Here is a 17,113-nt window from a genome sequence, read left to right as displayed (position 1 = left end):
CCGCGATCGGCATCGTCTGGTCCCCACGGAGGTGGCACGCTCGCGGGACGGCTGTCCATGGGGGTGGCGGCCGTCCCGCTCGCGCGCCTGGATCCTGATGCGCCGCCGCCCCGTCAGGCGTAGGGTCGCGACATCACGAGGAGGGTTCGAGATGAGCGACGGACAGGTAGTCAAGAGCGGTCAGGGCACGACCTACACGCTCCAGGGTGACGACTGGGTGTTCAAGGCCGTCGGCGATCAGACCGGGGGTCAGTTCGACTTCATCGAAGGGACGGTCAGCTACGCGCAGGGCGCGCCGCTGCACGTCCACCACGAGCAGTCCGACACCTTCTACGTCCTCGAGGGGACGCTCACCGTGCAGATCGGCGACGAGGTGATCGAGCTCGCGCCGGGCGACTTCGCGACGGCCCCGCCGGGGACACCCCACACCTACACGAACGCCGATCCCGACCAGCCACCGGTGCGGGTTATCAACGTCGTGACGCCGGGCGGGTTCGACAAGGTGCTGGCCGAGGTGGTGGGGATCCCACCGGGGCCTCCCGACCCCGAAATGCTCGCTGAGCTCTCGGAGCGCCACAAGATGGCCTTCGTCGGCCCTCCGCTTGCCCTCACCCTCGGCCTCACCGACGGCCATTGATGGCCGTTCCGACGATCACCGGCGCAAGCCACGTCGCATTCACGGTGACAGACCTCGAACAGTCCCTGTGGTGGTACCGCGAGGTGCTCGGTGCGGAGATGTACCTCGATGAGCGACCGGGCGGACGTGACGCCGTGATCCTCTCGCTCTCGGGTACTTCTCTGCTCGTGGCCCTCACCACCCACGAGACCGGCGAGGCCGGCGCCTTCGACCCGGCCCGCACGGGACTCGACCACTTCGCGTTCTCCGTCGCGGATCGCGACGACCTCGACGACTGGGCCGCCCATCTCGAGGCGAACGGCGTCGAGCACTCCGGGGCCATCGACGTGCCACCGGGAACGATCCTGAACTTCAAGGACCCGGACGGCATCGCGCTCGCCCTATTCTGGCACCGCTGAGCCGACCTCCCCGCTATCTGTAAGGATCGGGGCCATGGACACACCCACGCCCGGAGAATGGAAGGTCGACGCCGCCGCGAGCCGCCTCGGCTTCACCGCCCGCCTGCTGGGCGTCATCAAGGTGACGGGGAGCTTCGGGGAGTTCGGCGGGTCCGCGCACATCGCCGCGGATGTGACCCGTTCCTCGGCATCGGGGACGATCGCCTCCTCCTCGGTCACAACCGGCCACGACGCGCGGGACCGCCACCTGCGTTCCCGGCAGTTCCTGTCCGCACGGCGGCACCCGTCGATCTCGTTCCGCACCTCGTCGGTCGGTTCGACGGCGTCGGCCGGCCGGTGGGCGGTCGGTGGCGAACTCACCGTCCGGGGTGTCACCCAGCCGATCGTCGTCAACGTGACCGTCGACGCCGCCGACACCTCCCGTGTGCGGCTCGCCGGTGAGGCGTCGATCGACCGCTCCCTGTTCGGTGTCGGGCGGGCGATGCCAATCGTCGGCCGGACCGTGAAGATCGATCTCGACGTCACGCTCATCCCCGCCTGAACCCGCCGCCGGCCAGCGGCGGGCGGCGCAGATCTCGGCCAGCGGCGCGTGACGACCCCGGCCTCCCGAGGTGGGCGGTAGAGAGACCGGGGTCGAACTGTGGCGCCACGGAGGCGCACGGACTCTTCAGGTTCAGGCCGGCTGGAGGATCTCCTGCCAGGCGCCGTAGCCGCCGACGATGTCGGACACGTCAACGAAGCCGGCCTGGCGCAGCACGCTCGCCGCGACCGAGGAGCGGTAGCCGCCGGCGCAGAAGACGACCGTCGGCGCATCGCGGTCCAGTTCGTCGAGGCGGGCCGGTAGCTGACCGACGGGGACCGACACGGCGTCGGGGATCGAACCCAGCGCGAACTCTCCCGGGTTGCGGACGTCCACAACCTGGAGGCCGTCGACCTCACCTCGGCGTTCCTCGAACTCCGACGCTGTCAACCGCGAGCCGATCTGCACCTGGTCGGGATGCTCCGCGAGGACGGTGAGCGGGTACTCGACGTAGCCGAGGACGCGGTCGAAACCGATACGGGCGAGGCGGTTGCGGGCCTCGGTCTCGAACCCGGGGTCCACGAACACGACGATGTCGACGTCAGCGGGGATGACGGATCCGGCGAACTCCGCGTAGCGACCTTCGAGGCCCACGTTGACGGCTCTGCGCAGGTGACCGCGGGCGAACTCCTCGGCGCTGCGGCCGTCGACGAGCATGGCTCCCGCTTCGAGCGCCCGCTGGAGTTCGTCCCAGCCCAGTGGCGTCGGCGGCTCGGTCTCGTCGAGCAGCTCCCGATCAGAGCGGTTCAACACGGCGTCGTGGATGAAGTAGGCGGGCGCGGGGGGCTGCCCCTCGGTGACGAGCTCCATGAACGTGTCACGGTCCCCGGCGAGCAGGGCGTAGTTCGTCTTCTTCTGTTCGCCGATGGTGGACGTGAGCTCCGTCGACAGGTTCTTCCCACATGCCGAGCCGGCGCCATGGGCCGGGAACACGCGCGTGGAGTCGGGAAGGGTCATCAGTTTCGTGTGCAGGGAGTCGTAGAGCAGCGTCGCGAGCTCCTCGCGCGTGTGACCGATGGAGGCCAACAGGTCCGGGCGTCCGACGTCGCCGATGAACAGCGTGTCCCCGGTGAGCACACCCCAGGGGACTTCGTCGTCCGCGTGCTCGTAGACCACGATCGACAGGGACTCCGGTGTGTGACCGGGCGTGTGACGGAACTCGAGGACCACGTCGCCGAGCTCCAGGCGTTCGCCGTCGGCGAGGGGACGGTGGTCGAACTCGGGTTGCGCGACCGAGCTGAAGCCGATCTCGGCGCCGGTGGCCTCGGCGAGCTCGAGGTGCCCGGACAGGAAGTCGGCGTGGAAGTGGGTCTCGATGACGAGCTCGATGCTCAACCCGGCGGCCGCCGCGTCGGCGACGTACTCGTCGACGTCGCGACGGGGGTCGACGACGACGGCCCGGCCGCTGGTCTCGTCACCGATGAGGTACGAGGCGTGGCTGAGACAGTCGAGGTAGTACTGCGTGAACTTCATGCGGCCTCCCCGGTGGAGTGGGTGGATGGGGAACGGGCGCCCAGGGCGTCGATCACCTCGGACACGTCGACTGCAGGCGTTCGGTTCCACGGCGCCCTGGCGAGCACCATCGCCATCCCGCAGGTGTCGGTTGCGGCGGAGAACATGAGCCCGCCGCCGATTCCGGCGGCCACGAACCTGGCTTTCGGGGCGATGGTGCTGGCGAGGACGGCGCCCAGGACGATGGAGCCGGCGCTGAAGCGCACCTGGCGTTCCATGGACCAGCGCTGACGGCCCTGCGCGACATCGCCTCCGGCGGCGGTCCACGCGTTGACGCCGCCGTCGAGGACGGTCAGACCCTCCCCGCCCGCGGCGGTGAGGCGCTCACATGCCTGACCCGCACGCCCGCCTGACTGGCAGACGAGGACGACAGGGTGCTGGAGGTGGGCGAGTTCGTCGGCGTGCTCGGCCAGCGTGTCGAGCGGGACGTTGTAGGAGCCGGGGATGTGCGCCGTCTCGAACTCTCCGCCGGTGCGCACGTCGAGCAGACGCGTGTCCGGGTCCGTTGCGAGAAGCTCGCGGAGTTCAGCAGCGGCGATGGTCGTGGTCATGGTGTCTCCGTGGTGTCGTGGGTTCCGGGGTTCTCAGGGTCGGGCCGGGTGGCGACTGGTCGTAACTCGCCGGTGGCGAGGTCATGGACGACGCCGCGAATGACGACGGCGCCGCTGCGTGCCCCACGCCCGACGGCGCCGTCATGGTCCGCGAGCGCGGCCACCGTGGCGGCGACGTTGGCTGAAACGGCCTCGTCGACGGTGTCGCAGTGTCCGCAGGCGGCGATGACCGCGGCGATCGGATCCACAACCTCGACGAGGTCGGGGTCGCGCGAACCGGCGAGGGCGGCCTCGACGGCGCCGCAACTCGTGTGGCCGAGGACCACGACGAGTTGGACACCGAGGCGCTCGACGGCGTAGTCGAGGCTGGCGACCGCCGCCGGTGAAGCCGTGTTGCCTGCGTGGCGCACCACGAACAGGGAGCCGGCCGCAGCGTCGAAGAGGACAGAGGGAGGGACCCGTGCGTCGGAGCACGCGAGCAGGGCGACCTCGGGGACGTGGGCGGGTGTCCCCACCGGGAGGTCGCGGGCCGTGACCACGTCATGGCGGGCCACCATGTCGGCCCACAGGGCCCCGGGGTCGACGCGGTCCGTTGCAGGTCGGGTGCCGTCTCCGACTCCCTCGTCGGTGAGGTTCATGGTCGTTATCACGGTGCTCTTCCTCTCCGTATGTCCGTACATTATACCCCTAGGGGTATATAGTGCAACCATGAGGTTCCCCGAAGAGCTCGACAGAGACGTCCTCACCCGATTGCGCCGCATCGAGGGCCAGGTCCGCGGCCTGCAGCGGCTGGTGACCGAAGGGGCCGAATGTCGCGACATCGTGATCCAGCTCGCCGCCACCGGCTCGGCACTCGACCGCGTGGGCTTCAAGCTCATGGCCGCCGGCCTGCGTGAGTGCGCCACCTCCGACGGCGAGGTAGATACCGCGGAGCTCGAGGAGTTGTTCCTCAAGCTCGCCTGATCCCGGTCAGGCCGCAATTGGCTTCGAGCGCGGTGGCGGTCAGGGTCTGACGGGCCATCGCGCCGCGACTAGTGTCGTCGCCACGGCCGGTCGCCCATGTCCGGCCCCCACGGCGGACCACCCGCCCGATCACAGCGGAGGAACCAACCAGATGCGCCACCTGCTCCGAACTCTTTCGATGGTGGCGATCCTGAGCCTTGTCGCGGCAGCGTGTGGCGGCGGTGACGACGGCGCCGGTGATCAGGCCACCGGCGACACGACCACGACCTCCGTCGTCGACAGCGTCCAGCCGACGCCGGATCCGACACCCGAGCCGACACCGGCCGACACGGGCGATGACGGCGGGGAGTCCCCGGACATCGCGGACCTCGAGCAGTCCGTCGTCAAGATCAAGGCCGAGGGCAGCTTCGCCCAGCCCGACGGGACGGCCGCCTTCAACATCGCCGGCGTCGGCACCGGATTCATCATCAGCTCGGACGGCATCGTCGTCACCAACAACCACGTCACCACCGGCGCGGCGCTGCTCGAGGTGTTCCTCGCGGGGGATCCCGACCCGGTGAACGCGCGACTGCTCGGTGCGAGCGAGTGCTGGGACCTGGCGGTCATCCAGCTTGTCGGCGACGGCTACACGCCGCTCGAGTTCCGCGACGAGGCGGCCACGACGGGCCTCGACGTGTTCGCCGCCGGCTACCCCTGGGTACTCGAGGCCACCCCCGAGGACGTCGACTACACCCTCACGGCCGGCATCGTCAGCTCGGTCACCGCGGACGGTGAGACCAACTGGGCCTCCATCGACGAGGTACTCGAGCACGACGCCCGGATCCGCGGTGGCAACTCCGGTGGGCCCCTCGTGGACGAAAACCTCGACGTCGTGGGCGTCAACTACGCCGGCGTCGACGGCGCCGATCAGAACTTCGCCATAGCGGCCTTCGACGCGCAGCCGATCATCGACCGCCTCGCAGCCGGCGAGAACGTAGACTTCATCGGCATCAACGGCCAGGCGCTCGGAGGCTCACAGGGCGGCATCTTCGTCTCCAGCGTTGAGAGCGGCTCGCCGGCCGACGTGGCCGGAATCGAGCCCGGCGACATCCTCGTCACCCTCGAGGACCTGCTCCTGGCCACCGACGGCACCATGAGCCAGTACTGCGACGTACTGCGGACCCAGGGGTCGGACTCGGTGATGGACTTCGAGGTCTACCGGCCTGCACTCGACGCGATCCTGACCGGGCAGATCAACGGCGCCCCGATCGCCCTGCCCGACATCAGCGACCAGGTGAACGAACAGGCCGGCGACAGCGGCGGGCCGGCACCCGACCAGGGCGGCGAGGCGTACACCTACACGTTCGTCGAGGACGACTCGGGCCTCATCTCGGTGTCCATCCCGACTGCGTGGGACGACATCGACGGCAGCGAGAACTCGAACTTCGGCCCGAGCATCTGGGCTTCGCCGGACATCGCCGGCTGGCGGGACACCTGGACCGTGCCGGGCATCATCGTCGAGTCCTCCACCCGGCCGGCCTCGGACATCCCCGTGCTGTTGGAGGAACGCAGCGGCTTCGGTGACGTCTGTGAGGACCTGGGGGCCTCTGACTACGACGATGGCTTCTACACGGGCGTTCTGCAGATCTACGGCTCGTGTGGGGGCACCGACACCTTCTATGTGATCCTCGCCGCCACACCCGTCGAGGGCGGTGACTACCTCGTGCGCGTGGAGGTACAGGCCGTGGAGCAGCGTGATCTCGAAGCCGCTGACGAGGCGCTCGCCACGTTCATCGCTCTCGTCTGACCGACGGAGCCTGCATGGACGCGGCCGGTCCTGCCCGCCCGCTGCGGGGCCGGCCACGGCGCTGTCAGCAGGCCCCGGGTGATTGTCTGTCGGGAACGCCGAAGATGCGCCAGGTGTTCCGCCCGGCCCGCTTGGCCTCGTACATGGCGTCGTCGGCGCGTTCGAGCAGGATCGTGGGCCGTACCTGTGATCCGCGACAGATGGCGACGCCGACACTCGCGGAGACCTGCACCTCGCCGGCCGACACGATGATCGGCTCACTCAGCCGCTCGACGATACGGCGGGCCGTCCGATCGGCCGTGGCGAGACCTTCCACGTCGACGAGCAGGACGACGAACTCGTCGCCACCGAAGCGCGCAGCCACATCTGCATCGCGGATGGTGTGTTCGATGCGGCGGCTGACCGCGACCAGGACCTCGTCGCCGACAGCGTGGCCGAACTGGTCGTTGACGTACTTGAAGCCGTCGAGATCGCAGAACAGCGCCGCGACCTCGATGTCATCAGCGTCGGGGCGGTCCGCAACCTCCGCCATCGCCCGGACGAGACCCTCGTGGTTGGTCAGACCCGTCAGGCCGTCGGTAGATGCGCGATAGCGCAGACGCTGCTCGCGCTGCTGTCGCTCGGCGATGTCGCTGACGACACCGACGTAGCGCTCGATACGCCCTCCTCGGCCCTTGACCGCCGACGCTCCGACGGCCACCGGACGCAGCGCGCCGCGCCGGTCACGCATCCACAGGTCGCCGTGCCACCGCCCGTGGCGGTGGATCCCGTCGCCGATCACCGAGAAGTCGATCGGCTGGCCGTCTGCATCGAGGAAACGGGGCAGTGCACCGAGCACGTCACTCTGGTGATGGCCGCCCATGTCCAGGTAGGCCTGGTTCGCGTCGACCGTCCGCCCTTCGGGGTCGGTGATCACGATCCCCTCGGAAGTGGCATCGATGACCAGGTCTGCCAGAGCCCGGTCCTGACTTGCGGCATCGTGTCGGGCCTGGCCGAGCGCGAATGCGCCGACCGCTGCCAACAGGACCCCACCGACTGGGAGCGCGACGGCGACGACCTCGCCGAGGGCACCACTACGCGCCGCCGCTATCTCCGCGGCGGGGGTGACCGACAGGATCGTCCAGCTCCCCACGTCTCCAGGAGCCGCCACGGGACGCAGCGCTGTCCCGCCCATGTCCTCTAGTTCGACCTCGAGCGCCGCGAGGATGTCGACGGTCGCCCAGGTGAACGTCCCGAGGTCGGACTCGTTGTGCCCTCCAGGCTGAGCGGACACCGCGGCCCACTCCTCGGGATGATCTTCAGCGAACGACGAGTCGGAGACCCCGAAGACCTCGACGCGGCTGAGAGCATCGAGATCGTTCAACCGCCGACCGTCCTCCCCGAGAACTGTCACGGGGCCCGCGACCCCCTTGACCGCGGCGAGCGAACGGAACAGATCCGCCGCGCGGTAGTCGACCACCACGAGACCTGTCAGTCGGTCATCAGGCCCCGTCACCGGAGCCGCGAACCGCAGCGTCGGGGTGACGATCGCCCGGTTCTGCCCGGCCTCGACCGCGATGTCGAGCGCGGACAGGAAGACTTCGTTGCGTGCCAGGCTGATGCCCGCCCTGTAGAAGGTGTCGTCGGCGCGACGGACCAGATCGGCCCGGTCGACGACCTCGGGCCCCGACGTTCCATCTTCTATCCGGACCAACTCCGCGCCGTCGGGACCGATGAGGGTGATGGCCGCGTACACACCCCTCTGTGCGATGAGCACCGAGTAGGCCTCCTGCAACGCCGCGACGCTGACCGCCTCATGGGGCGCCACCATGGACACGGCGACACCGACGTCGGCGACCACCGGGCGCAGCGCGTCGGCGAGCAGCACGGCGGCCGACTCGACGGTGGCGGCTTCTGTCGCCGCGATGTCCGCGGTCGCCTCGTCCGACTTCGCGCGGTACACGATGATGGACACGAGCACCACGAGGGCGACCGCCAGGACTGCGAGTGGCACAAAACGTCGTGCGACGTCCCGGATCGGGACACGCACAGCCTTCCCGGCCTCGGCGGGCCGGCGCCCGCTGATATTCACACTCACAGGATCGTCGCTCCCACACACGTTGGAGAGGGCCATCCGTCACTGCCGTTCGGAGCTTCCGCGGGCCGAACGGACCCGTGGCTGCGTCAGACCTCCACGTCCTCCCCGGGAGAGCCGGCGTCGAAGCGGTAGGTGGCCCTGCCCGCCCTCTTCGCTTCGTACATCGCCCGATCCGCGCGGTCGAGCAGCTCGTCGGGATCGGTCACCTCCCCCACCCCCATCGCAATACCGATGCTGGCCGACACGCAAGCGGCGCCTGCAGTCAGGTCGAAGGGTGTGCCGAGGGCGTCGATGATTCGCTCGGCGGCCCGCTCCGCCATCTCGGGAGCTGCGATGTCGGCGAGCAGGACGACGAACTCGTCCCCACCGAGGCGGGCGAGCATGTCGGCGTCACGGACCGCACTGCGGATTCGATCACCCATCGCGACGAGGAGCTCGTCGCCGGCCTTATGCCCGAGGCTGTCGTTCACCTCCTTGAAGCCGTCGAGGTCGAGGAACAGGACGCCGACACCGGCGGTCTCGCCGCCCGCCACCACGGCGGCGAGATCGAGAGCGTCGACGAGCGCGGCGCGGTTGGGTAGGCCTGTCAGCTCGTCTCGAAAGGCACGGTTGCGCAGTCTCGCTTCACGCACGTGGCGTGAGCTGATGTCGCTGACGATTCCCACGTAGCTCTGCACGGTGCCGTCGGCATCGGTGATGGGTGACACGGCGATCGATATGGGCCGCGGCTCGCCATCGGTCCCGCGCACCCAGGCGTCGCCGTGCCATTCGCCGTCTGTGGCGATGGCACCGGCGACAGCAGCGAAATCCAGCCAGGAACCATCGGCAACGAACACCTCCGGCCGCTCGCCGATGACGTCGCCGTGGACGAGCCCGGTCACCTCCTCGAAGGCACGGTTCACCCTCGTCGTGGTCCCTTCGGGAGTGGTGACGATGATGCCTTCCGATGTCGCGTCGAAGACCGCCGCCGCCTGGGAGCGCTCACGGCGGGCATCTTCGTCGCGGACGCGGCTCCGGGCGATGAACCAGGCCGCCAGCAACAGAACCAGGCCGACCGGCCCGGCCACGGCGGTCACGGTCCACGCGACATCGGCACGGATGGCGCCCATCTCCGAAGCCGGGACGACCGAAACGACCGTCCAGGTGCCGAGACCCGATGGTGAACGCACCGGCTCCAGGGTCACCCCGTCGGCTTCAGCGAGAGCATCGGCGAGCCGGTTGGTCGGATCGAAGGTGCTGAACGTCACGAAGCCCAGATCCGTCTCGAACTGCCCGCCGCCCTCACTGCCTGCGACCGCCCACTCGTCGGGGTTGACTGCCGCGAAGGTGGTGTCCGTCGCTCCCGTCATCCACCCCCACTCCAGCGCGGGGTCGGGGGCCGCGAGCCAGTAGCCCTCGCCGTCGACGAGAGCGACCTCACCGTCGGCCCGCTGGTCGAAGTCCTCGACGAGATCGAGCAGGCCGGTCGCGTCGAAGTTGATGATGACGACGCCCAGCGGATCTCCGGCGGCATCGAAGACCGGTGTGCCCGCGCGGATCATCGGCTGGTAGGGGATCTCCAGTTCCCCGCGCTCGACGTTCAGATCCAGCCGTGAGATGAACACCTCGTCCCTGTCGAGCGCCATGGTCTCCACGAAGTAGTACCTGTCGGCCTTGTTCTGAAGACCTGACCCCGCGACGACCACCGACTCCCCGTCGATGCGATCCACACGCACCCGCTCCTGGCCGTCCACGTCGAGAAAGCGGACCTGGTCGTAGCGGCCCTTGCGGTCCGAGGCGATGACGAACAGTTTCGTCACCATCTCGTCGCGCGCCTCGGCATCGATGGACATGGTCCACGGCGGCAATGACGCGAACACCCCGAGGTCGGTGACCACCGGGCTGAGCGCACCGATGACCAGCGAGTCGAGCGTCTCGACGACGGCGCCCTCGTCGGAAGCGACGCTGTCGACGCGACTGTCGACCTCGACGCGATGGAAGAACACCGCGGCGGCTGCGATGAGAACGACGATGACCGCGGCGAGTGGCACGAACCTACGCAGAGCAGCCCGACTGGAGATGGGCGCCGTCGCCGATCGGCCCGTGGCGGAACGGGCGGACCTCATGTCGTTCCATCGGCATGGACGGCGCGAGTATCAAGGCAATCTCTTCGCTTCCTCCCAGACCCGACGTTCGCCCACATAGATGTAATTACACGACATGTATTTACCTTCGCACCAACTGTCACACCCCGCTGTCATCATCAGGATCACGGCGTCGGGGTGGCGCTGCTCGTCCGACAGAGAGGACCGAAATGGAAGAGTTCGAGATCGACATGGACGAGGAGGAACTCGCCCGGTGCGTGGCCGCCATGGCAGCGGGCGACCGCGCCTTCATCGTCACCTTCGCCGAGAGGTTCGGTGCCGACGTCCGGGGCCTCGCCGCGACGCGCGGCGCAGACCTCGCCGGCGCCGGCAACCGTCTCGTGGCCGACGTGGCCGTCGAGGTGTTCGACCGGGCCGCCGGTTGGGTTGGTGGCGCACGGGAACTGGTCGAGACCACGGTGGATGACGTGGTGTCGGGTCCGGAGGGCGTCTCGGGTGGATCCCGGGCGACCTGCGGTCCCGACACGGCGTCGCAGAGCCACGTGGGATCGCAGGACCCCGGCGACATCGCAGTGGTCATGGCACACCTCGCCGGAGGCGACATCGCCTTCGTGACGACGCTGATCGACCATCACGGCGCACGCATCGCCGCGACGGTACGTCGAGTCCTGCGGGGCATCGGCCAGGCCCACATCGCCGACGACCACCGGGAAGTGACCGACATCGTCGGGGAGGTCGCCCTCGACGTCATATTCGAGAAGGCGTCGTCGTGGCGACCCGACGGTGGCGCGCTGCCGTGGGTGTGGGCCGAGAAGGCGATCCGTCAGCTCATTGTCGCCCGGATCGGTCATGCCCGCGTGCCGGTGGACGACGAGACCCTCGGGCAGATCCCCGAGCCGGACGGTCCGGTGTCACATCGCCGCGGTACAGGCGACACATGGGACATCGCCCGTGCGAACGACGAACGAATCGCACTCGTCGACCGTGCCCTCGAAGTCGTCGCGAGCGAACGCGACCGCGAGGTGTGGCGTCAGTACGTCATCCAACAGTCCAACGACGACCACTCCCCCGCCAACACCGTGGCCGCCATGACCGGCCTGTCGTCGGCCAACGTCCGAAAGATCAGCCAGCGGGTCCGTCAGGGACTGGAACACCTGGCCCGCGAAGACGAGAGGTTCACAGAGCTGCGGAGTCTGGCGATACTGAAGACATGAGCGACGACGAGCCGGCTGATCTCATGGGCCTGCTCGAGAGGGTCGCCGTCCGCCTCGCCCACGAGGGGGCACGTCACCCCGTTGCCGCCGCTACGGCGTTGACCGCCCGCGGCCACGAAGGCGTGAACCAGAGCGACTTCGCGTCGGCGCACGGGCTGGACCCGGCCGTCGTCGACGCAGCCGAGTCCGGCGCCGTGCCGCTCAACGAACTTCCGGAACCGGTGCTGGTCATCGTCGTCGACCATCCCGGCCTCGACCTCGTGCAGATCGAACGACTCGACACGCAGCTGCGACCGTTCGCATCGGGCCGACCGTTCGCAGAAGGCCTGTTGGCCCTACGCATGATGGAACTCTCCGACGACGATGATGAGCCGTGACGATCGACCCGGCTCTTCTCGTAGCTCACCATGTGGCCGTGCGGACCGACTCGGACTTCCAGGCCGAGCTGCGGCTGCGGCAGGCTCTGTGGCGCGAGGCCGCCGGGCTTCCTTGTGGTGACAACCGGGGGCGCCCGCTGGGATCACGCCTCCCGATGCCCTACGCCCGCGAGACCCTCGCCAACTACCTCACGCCTCAGATCCGTGACGTCGTGCGCCACGAGGTGCTCGACCCACAGCGGGCCCGGGGGAAGCTGTTCGGCAAGCCCCGCATCTTCGACAACCTGCTGTCGTCCCAACCGCTGTGCTTCAACCTTTTCGGCGAGTTATCTGCGGACCTGGACGCGGCGTCCGCTGTCTTCGCCAGGGCCTTTCCCGGGCGAGTTCACCGCGTGGCGAGGTTGGACTTCGAGTGGTCTCCGGGACGCGGCGACGCCCGGTATCTCGCCAACCGGTCCGCGTTCGACGTGTTCGTGCACCACTCGACCCCCGACGGCGGTCGCGGCTTCATCGGCATCGAGGTGAAGTACCACGAGGACCTCGCCGGGAAGGCGGCGCAGCACAAGGACCGCTACGACGAGGTGGCTCTCCGCTCGCGCGTGTTCGACGATCCCGCCGACGCGCTCCTGCGCCACCAACCGCTCCAGCAGATGTGGCTGGACCACCTGCTGGCCCTGTCCATGCTGGCGGCCGACGACGGCTGGGACAGCGGCCTGTTCGTGCTACTGCACCCGGCGGGCAATGAAGTCTGCGCAGCGACGGCCCTCGACTACCAGAGCCGGCTGCGCGACCGCTCCACGTTCGCCGCGTTCACCCTGGAGCGGTTCGTCGACTTCGTCGGCTGGTCCACCGACGACGGTTGGGTGGACGAGTTCCGCCGCCGCTACCTCATACCCACAGAGGAACTGCTGGAGCCTGCGTCGGGGTGCCCCCGGCACCCGGGCCTCAGGGAAGCGGTCCGCTGAAGACGCCGTATCCCGCGAGGGGCTGCGGTAGGAACAGGGTCTGGTCCGATCCGTCGGCGCGCATGAGCCAGAGGCTGGTGCTCCAGCGGTCGGAGGTGAATCCGATGCCGTTGGAGTCCGACGTCCAGTTCGGGTGCTCGTCGTCTGCGGGGTGGTTGGTCAGGTTCGTCTGGTTCGACCCGTCGAGGTCCATCACCCAGATCTCGAAGTCCCCGGTGCGGTCCGAAGTGAAGGCGATCTTCGTCCCGTCGGGCGAGAAGACCGGGTCGTAGTCGCCGCCGGGGTCGTCGGTCAGCCGCTGCGGGTCCGACCCGTCGGCGTTCATGATCCAGATGTCGGAGTTCCCCTCGACACGGGCCCGGTAGACGATCTGTGAGCCGTCGGGCGACCAGTTGGGGTTGGAGTCCCGGTCGGGGTTGTCGGTCAGCCGCACGCGGTCCGACCCGTCCGGATTCATCGACCAGACGTCGTACTCGTCGGTGCCCTCGTCGGAGATGTAGGCGATGCGGCTGCCGTCGTTGCGAATCCTCGGGATCGCCTCATCCGCGGTCGAGTCCAAGATGTTGGTCTGCTCACCGGTGAGCAGGTCGATCGACCAGATGTCGGTGTCGGTGCCCTCCTCGTCGAACGCACGACCGAACACGGCGAGGCTGGCCTCGGAGACCGACGGCGGGACGTTGTCCTCCTCTTCGGGGGTGTTGGTGATGTTGACAGGTTCCTGACCGGGGACCGCCAGGAAGAGGTCCACCTGGTCGTCGACCCGGGCGACGTAGAGAGCGACCAACTCGGGAGCCGACAGTCCGGCGCTGGCGACCGAACCGATGAGTCCCTCCACCTCGTAGACGGCGCACGTGATGCGGCGGTCACCAGCGGGCCACGTCTCCTCGTTGGGGACGATGGAGAAGTAGGGAATCGGCTGTTCCTCGAGCGTGAAGCCGGTGAACTCCTCGTAGGGGTCCACGCACACGTCCTCGTCGGCGTACTCGAACAGGACGTCGAGGCCGGGGAAGGTGTCCGAATCGGCCGGGTATTCGACCGTGTGGAAGATCTCGTTGTCATGGAGCTGGGCGCAGTCGACAGGTTCGATGATCTGCGCTCCGTAGTCGAAGTCCAACGGGTCGTCGAAGCAGGAGCCGACTTCGAGCAGGTCCCACCACAGCGGCTCGGGCTCGGGCGTCGGTTCGGGGGTGGGCTCGGGGGTCGGCTCCTCCGTGGGCTCGGGCGTCGGTTCGGGGGTGGGCTCGGGGGTCGGCTCCGGGGTCGACTCCTCGGTGGGCGTCGGCGTGGCCTCATCGGCCGACTCGTCGCCGCCACCACCACATGCGGCGGCGATCAACGCGGCCACCACCAGCAACGCCACAACACGGAACTTCAGCACGATTCGACTCCCAACCCGAGCGGAGCCAGACACTAACGCGTGGGCGGACGGCTCAGCGCCGAACCGCTCGGGCGACGACCCCGAGCATTCAGGGCGCCGGGGTGAACCAGGCGATGCGGTCCGAACGGGCCGAGCCGACCCAGAGGTCGTCGCCCACGTAGATCCCCGTCGATGCGCATCCGAAGATCTCGTGCTCGAGACGGACAAGGTCGCGCACCGCGAGCGTCTCCGGGTCGATCTCGACGACAGCAACCGGGAAGTTGCCGATATCGATGTCGGTGTAGGTCAGGAATACCTCTTCGGCGGTGCTGCGCTGCCCGGCGACGAGCAGGGTGTCATCCGCGCTCCACTTGACGTTGTCGGCGAGGAAGTCGACGTCGATGACGTCGCGCTGGACCGGCTCCATCCCACGCGAGATACGGGCGAACTGCTTGGGCGACCACGAGCACACGAAGTACCACCGGCCGTCCGGGGAGACCTCGACGCCGTTGGGGGCGCAGATCTCGCTGCCGGGAACGTCGGTCCACCCCTCCCCCGTGTGCCACTCCTTGAGGTTCCCGGTCACCTCGCCGGCGAGGACCTTGTCGGCCGCGGTCGGGTCACCCAGGTCCAGGTAGTTGGTGACGACGATCCCGCCGTCGGGCAGCGGGGCGACAGCGTTGCCCCACACGCCGGTGTCCTGAATGACAGCGCCGACCCAGGTGAGCGTGGGCTCACCGTCGCCGGAAGCGTCCACGGTGAAGACCTCGATCGACTCGCGGCCGCCATGGTTGACCACGTAGAGGGTGTGGGTACCGTCGGCGCCGGGCCGCAGGGCGACACCGTGGCCGCAGAACGTGTCGATGTCGGGGCGAGCGACGTCGCCGTAGGTCGCGACGTCGGGCTCCCAGGCGGTTCGCTCCGGGAACACCTCGCTCGCGGTCTTGGCGTCGACGTCGACCATGTAGAGGTGTCCGGCCGGATGACCGATGCTGTCCATCCCGCTGGCGATCATCCACCTGGTGTCCGGGATCGGCGCGAGATCCTCGGAGTTGTAGAGCCCTGTGATGAAGTGCGGTTCGCTCGCGAAGGTGCGCATCTGACGGTCCCCCTGGTCGGCCGGGTCCCATCCTCGCGCCATCGGGCGCAGCGGGTGTCATGCTGGGGCGATGGCCGACGACGCCCACCGCATCACGACGCTCGCCCAACTACGGGAGGTGATCCCCGAACCGGTCGAGGTGGCGGTGGCGAAGACCCGCCCGACCCTCGATGAGCACTCCCGGCGGTTCATCGCGCTGTCGCCGTTGGTGTTGATCGGAACGCAGTCCGTCGACGGTCGCGGCGACGTGAGTCCGAAGGGCGATCCGGCGGGGTTCGTGGCCGTGCTGGACGACACGACGATCGTCATCCCGGACCGGCCGGGCAACAACCGCACCGACACGTTCGCCAATGTCATAGCGAATCCATCGGTGGGTCTGTTGTTCGTCGTGCCCGGTCTGACCGAGACGCTGAGGGTGAACGGGACAGCGACGCTGACGACCGACCCCGAGCTGTTGAGAACTCTCTCCGTCAACGGTCGCGAGCCGAAGCTGGCGATGGTGGTCACGGTGACCGAGGCCTTCCTGCACTGCGGCAAGGCTCTCATCCGTTCGAAACTCTGGGACCCCGGGCGTCACGTCGACCGCTCCGCTGTGCCGTCGATCGGTCGGGTGATCGCCGACCAGCTCGCGCTCGACGACGACTTCGTCGCCGAGGCCGACGCCGCCCTGGCCGAGGACTACCGCAACGGCCTCTACTGAGGCGGGCGCCGCCGACTGGTGCTACCCCGTCGGCCGGATGACCTCGATGTCGGTGGCGGCGAAGTCGTCGCCCACGCACATGACTGCAGCGTCGGCGTCGACCGCGAGTCCGTAGGTGAAGCAGTCGCCGAAGTTCAAGGCAGCCCGATGACGGCCCTTTCCAAAGCGCCGCCAGCCGGCCAGAGCCGCCTCGGCGACCCGCCTGTCCACCGGGACGACGTCGATCTCGCCATCGCGTACGAATCGGTCGGCAAGCGCTGCCCCCGGCACTCCGAAGCGCGCCTCGAGCACGATCCCCAGCTCGACGAGACCGGCTGCGGACATGATCCGTTCGCCGGCACCCTCCAGCAGCAGCGCGAGGTCCTCACCGCCGGGCTCATCATTGATGATTGCCACCGCGGCGGATGTGTCGACCACTACCGCGGTCACGTGGGGAGCCCTGCATCGTCGTAGCCGATGATCTCATCGGCGGCCCGCCCGTCGACGACCTCCAACTCGGCGACCTCGTCGGCCAGTCGTCGAAGCCTCCGGGCGATGCCGACCCGGCTGCGGCTCCGCTCGCGGTCCAGGCGTTCACGTAGGGCGACGGTCACAGCATCGGTGAGCGTCTCGCCGGTGGCTGCGGCCAACTCCCGGGCGAGCCGGTCGGCCTCTTCGTCCTTGATGCTCAACGCCATCTCGATAGTCTATACCGCTGGCGGATTTCTAGACAACGGCCGGACATCGGCGGTGGACACCGTCGGGTGCCGTGCGCTCTCAGCCGGGTCGGCATCGCCCGGAGGCTTCGACGACTGGCCGACGAGGTCGCCGAGT

Annotated in this window: 18 protein-coding genes; 9 read left to right on the top strand and 9 right to left on the bottom strand. The window is 68.6% G+C overall.

The window, feature by feature from the left end:
* The first annotated feature begins 151 nt into the window (after nt 1-151).
* From RIE08_14250 to RIE08_14240, 3 genes are read left to right on the top strand one after another with little or no spacing between them, the layout of a single operon-like run.
* Complete coding sequence (locus RIE08_14250; protein ID MEQ8718769.1) at nt 152-637, top strand: cupin domain-containing protein; 486 nt, start codon at nt 152-154, stop codon at nt 635-637.
* Nucleotides 637-1,035 carry a VOC family protein gene (locus RIE08_14245; protein MEQ8718768.1) on the top strand — a complete coding sequence of 133 codons (399 nt, stop codon included), beginning with the start codon at nt 637-639 and terminating at the stop codon, nt 1,033-1,035. The genes RIE08_14250 and RIE08_14245 overlap by 1 nt, the downstream gene beginning before the upstream one ends.
* Nucleotides 1,036-1,069: 34 nt before the next feature.
* Nucleotides 1,070-1,576 (top strand): YceI family protein, encoded by a 507-nt coding sequence (locus RIE08_14240; GenBank protein MEQ8718767.1) that lies wholly within the window; start codon nt 1,070-1,072, stop codon nt 1,574-1,576.
* Nucleotides 1,577-1,708: 132 nt separating this feature from the next.
* Here RIE08_14240 and RIE08_14235 read toward each other — a convergent pair whose 3' ends face one another.
* The 3 genes from RIE08_14235 to RIE08_14225 are packed head-to-tail and all read right to left on the bottom strand — an operon-like array spanning nt 1,709 to nt 4,328.
* Nucleotides 1,709-3,088 (bottom strand): rhodanese-like domain-containing protein, encoded by a 1,380-nt coding sequence (locus tag RIE08_14235; GenBank protein ID MEQ8718766.1) that lies wholly within the window; start codon nt 3,086-3,088, stop codon nt 1,709-1,711.
* Complete coding sequence (locus RIE08_14230; protein ID MEQ8718765.1) at nt 3,085-3,678, bottom strand: rhodanese-like domain-containing protein; 594 nt, start codon at nt 3,676-3,678, stop codon at nt 3,085-3,087. Before RIE08_14230 ends, RIE08_14235 begins: the two co-directional genes overlap by 4 nt.
* Nucleotides 3,675-4,328, bottom strand: a complete 654-nt coding sequence (locus tag RIE08_14225; protein ID MEQ8718764.1) for a carbonic anhydrase — start codon at nt 4,326-4,328, stop codon at nt 3,675-3,677. Before RIE08_14225 ends, RIE08_14230 begins: the two co-directional genes overlap by 4 nt.
* Nucleotides 4,329-4,386: 58 nt before the next feature.
* On the opposite strand from RIE08_14225, the gene RIE08_14220 reads away from it, so the two are divergent.
* Nucleotides 4,387-4,641, top strand: a complete 255-nt coding sequence (locus RIE08_14220; protein MEQ8718763.1) for a metal-sensitive transcriptional regulator — start codon at nt 4,387-4,389, stop codon at nt 4,639-4,641.
* 151 nt (nt 4,642-4,792) lie between these two features.
* Nucleotides 4,793-6,427, top strand: a complete 1,635-nt coding sequence (locus RIE08_14215) for a trypsin-like peptidase domain-containing protein (GenBank protein MEQ8718762.1) — start codon at nt 4,793-4,795, stop codon at nt 6,425-6,427.
* A gap of 64 nt (nt 6,428-6,491) precedes the next feature.
* Here the strand turns inward: RIE08_14215 and RIE08_14210 are convergent, their stop codons facing one another.
* Together RIE08_14210 and RIE08_14205 are read right to left on the bottom strand one after the other, a co-directional pair.
* On the bottom strand, nt 6,492-8,420 hold the full coding sequence (locus tag RIE08_14210; protein MEQ8718761.1) for a diguanylate cyclase: 1,929 nt from the start codon (nt 8,418-8,420) through the stop codon (nt 6,492-6,494).
* Between the two features lie 170 nt (nt 8,421-8,590).
* Nucleotides 8,591-10,609, bottom strand: coding sequence for a diguanylate cyclase (locus RIE08_14205; protein MEQ8718760.1), 2,019 nt, complete (start codon nt 10,607-10,609; stop codon nt 8,591-8,593).
* A 188-nt stretch (nt 10,610-10,797) separates the two neighbouring features.
* Between RIE08_14205 and RIE08_14200 the strand changes: the two genes are divergently transcribed.
* Genes RIE08_14200 through RIE08_14190 form a run of 3 tightly spaced genes read left to right on the top strand, consistent with a single transcriptional unit; the run spans nt 10,798 to nt 13,144 of the window.
* Nucleotides 10,798-11,802: a hypothetical protein gene (locus RIE08_14200; GenBank protein ID MEQ8718759.1), complete on the top strand. Its 1,005-nt coding sequence runs from the start codon at nt 10,798-10,800 to the stop codon at nt 11,800-11,802.
* Nucleotides 11,799-12,179, top strand: coding sequence for a hypothetical protein (locus tag RIE08_14195; GenBank protein MEQ8718758.1), 381 nt, complete (start codon nt 11,799-11,801; stop codon nt 12,177-12,179). The genes RIE08_14200 and RIE08_14195 overlap by 4 nt, the downstream gene beginning before the upstream one ends.
* Nucleotides 12,176-13,144: a hypothetical protein gene (locus tag RIE08_14190; protein ID MEQ8718757.1), complete on the top strand. Its 969-nt coding sequence runs from the start codon at nt 12,176-12,178 to the stop codon at nt 13,142-13,144. Before RIE08_14195 ends, RIE08_14190 begins: the two co-directional genes overlap by 4 nt.
* On the opposite strand, the gene RIE08_14185 is transcribed toward RIE08_14190, so the two are convergent.
* Both RIE08_14185 and RIE08_14180 read right to left on the bottom strand, forming a co-directional pair.
* A complete protein-coding gene (locus tag RIE08_14185; GenBank protein ID MEQ8718756.1) occupies nt 13,125-14,522 on the bottom strand; it encodes a septum formation family protein in 1,398 nt (465 codons plus the stop codon). The two genes, RIE08_14190 and RIE08_14185, sit on opposite strands and share 20 nt — an antisense overlap.
* Before the next feature lie 88 nt (nt 14,523-14,610).
* The gene (locus RIE08_14180; GenBank protein MEQ8718755.1) at nt 14,611-15,642 is read right to left on the bottom strand and encodes a hypothetical protein; all 1,032 of its coding nucleotides are present in this window, start codon (nt 15,640-15,642) and stop codon (nt 14,611-14,613) included.
* A gap of 28 nt (nt 15,643-15,670) precedes the next feature.
* On the opposite strand from RIE08_14180, the gene RIE08_14175 reads away from it, so the two are divergent.
* Nucleotides 15,671-16,300: a pyridoxamine 5'-phosphate oxidase family protein gene (locus tag RIE08_14175; GenBank protein ID MEQ8718754.1), complete on the top strand. Its 630-nt coding sequence runs from the start codon at nt 15,671-15,673 to the stop codon at nt 16,298-16,300.
* A 21-nt stretch (nt 16,301-16,321) separates the two neighbouring features.
* On the opposite strand, the gene RIE08_14170 is transcribed toward RIE08_14175, so the two are convergent.
* Nucleotides 16,322-16,729, bottom strand: a complete 408-nt coding sequence (locus tag RIE08_14170; protein MEQ8718753.1) for a type II toxin-antitoxin system VapC family toxin — start codon at nt 16,727-16,729, stop codon at nt 16,322-16,324.
* Complete coding sequence (locus RIE08_14165; protein ID MEQ8718752.1) at nt 16,726-16,977, bottom strand: type II toxin-antitoxin system VapB family antitoxin; 252 nt, start codon at nt 16,975-16,977, stop codon at nt 16,726-16,728. Before RIE08_14165 ends, RIE08_14170 begins: the two co-directional genes overlap by 4 nt.
* Between the last annotated feature and the right edge of the window lie 136 nt (nt 16,978-17,113).

It is taken from the genome of Acidimicrobiales bacterium (assembly GCA_040219085.1).
Taxonomy (GTDB): domain Bacteria; phylum Actinomycetota; class Acidimicrobiia; order Acidimicrobiales; family JAVJTC01; genus JAVJTC01.
The sequence above is the reverse complement of the archived record's forward strand: the minus strand, read 5'-3'. Positions and strand labels throughout refer to the sequence as shown.